At 46.4% G+C, this 3,055-nt stretch carries 5 protein-coding genes; all 5 read left to right on the forward strand.

Going from position 1 to position 3,055, the window contains the following annotated elements:
* The coding region (locus Xsto_RS20075; protein WP_099126224.1) for a phage holin, lambda family at positions 1-253 on the forward strand (253 nt) is incomplete at its 5' end.
* Positions 250-684 (forward strand): lysozyme, encoded by a 435-nt coding sequence (locus Xsto_RS20080; RefSeq protein WP_099126225.1) that lies wholly within the window; start codon positions 250-252, stop codon positions 682-684. The genes Xsto_RS20075 and Xsto_RS20080, both read left to right, overlap by 4 nt.
* Positions 681-1,142, forward strand: coding sequence for a lysis protein (locus Xsto_RS20085; RefSeq protein WP_099126226.1), 462 nt, complete (start codon positions 681-683; stop codon positions 1,140-1,142). Before Xsto_RS20080 ends, Xsto_RS20085 begins: the two co-directional genes overlap by 4 nt.
* A gap of 37 nt (positions 1,143-1,179) precedes the next feature.
* Positions 1,180-1,569 carry a hypothetical protein gene (locus Xsto_RS20090; protein WP_099108287.1) on the forward strand — a complete coding sequence of 130 codons (390 nt, stop codon included), beginning with the start codon at positions 1,180-1,182 and terminating at the stop codon, positions 1,567-1,569.
* 963 nt (positions 1,570-2,532) lie between these two features.
* A complete protein-coding gene (locus tag Xsto_RS20095) occupies positions 2,533-2,901 on the forward strand; it encodes an HNH endonuclease (RefSeq protein ID WP_099126227.1) in 369 nt (122 codons plus the stop codon).
* Positions 2,902-3,055 lie beyond the last annotated feature (154 nt).

Genomic DNA, 3,055 nt, shown 5'->3' on the forward strand with positions numbered 1-3,055 from the left:
GTTTTTGGCGGCATCGACAGCATTCGCCCGGGAGAAAAGGGATGGCTCAGGCTGGAAAGCCTCATTAGTCGAAGCCTTTATCTGTGCGGCAATCAGTGTGGGGATTATTAACGCACTGGAATATGCCCAGTTACCGCTGAGTCTGGCGCAATTCTTCGGTGTCCTCATTGGCTTTTTGGGCACTAAGAAGATTGGGTCAATTCTTGATGCGGTCTTCACCTTTTTCAAAAACAAGTTCGGGGTGCACAGATGAAAATCAGCGAGAACGGATTGAGATTTATCAAGCAGTTTGAAGGCCTGAAACTGAAAGCTTATCCCGATCCGGCTACTGGCGGTATTCCGTGGACGATTGGCTACGGTCATACGAAAGATGTTAAGCCGGGGCAAGTTATCACCGAACAGCAGGCCGAAGCCTTCCTGCATGATGACCTTCAGCCTATCTACATCACCCTTGAATCCGCCGTGAAGGTATCACTGAATCAGGGGCAGTTTGATGCCCTGTGCTCGTTCATCTTCAATTGTGGTGCAGGTAACTTTGCTCGTTCTACCTTACTGAAGAAACTCAATGCCAGTGACTATCAAGGTGCAGCCGATGAGTTCCTGAGATGGAATAAGGCAGCGGGTAAGGTGATGAACGGTCTGACTAAGCGCAGGGTATCTGAACGCCAGATGTTTTTGTCATGAGACTCAATGTTACCTATGGCGTTATTGTTGCTTTGATTATTGCTTCCGGTGTTGCTTACCTCTATCGCTCTGGATATAAGAAACAGCTCGGTATCAATAGCGACCAGCTCGCTGAAATCCAGCAATTGACCGACCGAATTAACTATCAGAACACGCACATTGACATGCTGCATGAGTTAGACAGCAAACATACTCAGGAACTCGCCAATGCCAAGACTGAAATTGACACTCTTCGGGCTGATGTTGCCGCTGGTCGTCGCAAGCTGCGCATCAAGGCCACCTGTCCTGTGCGTGAGGCCACTTCCTCCGGCAGCGTGGTCAATGCAACCACCGTCGAACTCCCTAGAGAAACTGGATCAGATGTTCTCGATATCCGAGAAGGCATCATCAACGACCGGGCAAAACTGAGATATTTGCAGGATTATGTTAAGGCTGAATGTCAACGAACCTCTGAGTAATCAGGTTTTTTTATTATGAGAAACAGGAGAAGAAATCATGTTTACCGTTAAACAGATTATAGAAAACGCTACATCACTGTATGAAACCAAAGAGATTACCATTGCTCGTATTGGTTCACCTCAATGGAAGCAGGCGTTTGAGTTAACAAAAGAACTCGGTATTGAAACGCCCGATGTTATTGAATTTATCCCGCCGTCCTATTCAGATGAAGAAATGACACAAGTTGTGGAAGAAGAGCATTCACTCAGTGTAACCCGTGAAGGGGTAAACGCTGATGATTGCATTGCTATTGTCTGCTCAAATATCCCCAGCCCCACATTCCCGGAAATTCCAGAGCTGGGCGGAGGTGGGTATCAGTTCCTCTATAAAGGTGATCAGCTTTATGTCACCAATGAAAGTGGGTCTACAGTAGAAGTGGTTAAGTAGGGCTATTTATCACCCCAGAGCAAATAATTCTGGGATTGCAGGAGTATGTTAGGGAGCAGTGTGGATGAGAGGACGGCGGAGTACCGTCCTACTGATTGTAGAATTATAAACATAGTAGTTCATCAGGAACTAATAGGCATAATGCCGCGCATTCCTTCCAATCATCACTACCTACAGGATATAACGCAGAACAAGCTAGAGCATAAGTCTGCATTGAAGCTAAAAGCGTTGTGCTAGCTACTAAGCAAAGAAGAAGATACTTTTTCATAGTTATTCTCCGCATCATTTATCACGTTATCATCACAAAAACTGGCAAATGTAATAAGCCTACTACGCAGTAACAACAAGCGAATAATGCTTAACAATTGATTAACACCTGAAACTAAACCCAATATTTCTTTACCCATTCCCTGAGTGGTTAAAGGAATACGGATAACTCATGCTGCCACTTCGTTCTCACCGCGTACCCTACGCATACGAACTGGCGGCATTTTTATTTGCGACTGTAGAGATATCTCTATGGTTAATGTATGTGCTGGACAAAAGCCATAAACTCATTGCCTTTCAATATGTTGCTTGAGCGCAAGGGGCTGGGCAAAGCGACTTAACCCCTTGTTTTAACTCTTCTGTTTTGTGCGCACCTCTTCAGGTGTATCGATACCGATATCCCTTTGCGCCGGGTTATCGCTGTCTGTCGGTATTAGCCATGACATGTCTCCTTTTCATCGAGTGTACAGACAGAATCAAAAATAACCCATGCCCCTGAGAATAACAGGTCATTATCAGCAACATCCGCTGTAGGCAGACGAAGTGATGTGACAGCCGGAGAGACGGCAAATTCTGAACAGGCTATTCATTGAGTGGATTGTGCAGAGTTTTATCTCTGTTTTGACTGATTCCCGGCTAAAAAATTACGGGGTTATATAAATCAGACCAGTTGAATATGCTAAATGAGGTGAAATTATGCCACCCCGCATACCAAGAGCCTGTCGCAAGCAGGGTTGCCCCAAGACGACAACAGATCGCAGTGGCTACTGTCCTGAACATCTGCACACAGGCTGGCAGGCTCACCAACAAGGCAAGAGCCGACATGCTCGCGGTTATGGCAGCCAATGGGACAAACTCAGAGCCACTATCAAACAACGGGATAAGCACCTGTGTCAGTCCTGCTTACGACAGGGACGAGCGACGACAGGCACCACAGTAGACCATATTACACCCAAGGCACATGGCGGCACGGATGCGTTATCAAATTTGCAATTGTTATGTGAAGCCTGCCATAGCCGTAAGACAGCAACCGAACGACTGAGAGAGTCACTCGAAGACAGGTAACTAATCCTCACGTGTGAATATATCGGATGGCATTATCTCAAATGGAACAATGGTCGGATGATTTAATTCCAAATTGAAACTATTACCGCTGTCATGGTCACATCAGGGGAGGGGGAGGTGAGATCGCTACCCCTCTCGTGCCTTGAGGACCGCC

Source organism: Xenorhabdus stockiae (assembly GCF_002632825.1).
GTDB lineage: Bacteria > Pseudomonadota > Gammaproteobacteria > Enterobacterales > Enterobacteriaceae > Xenorhabdus > Xenorhabdus stockiae.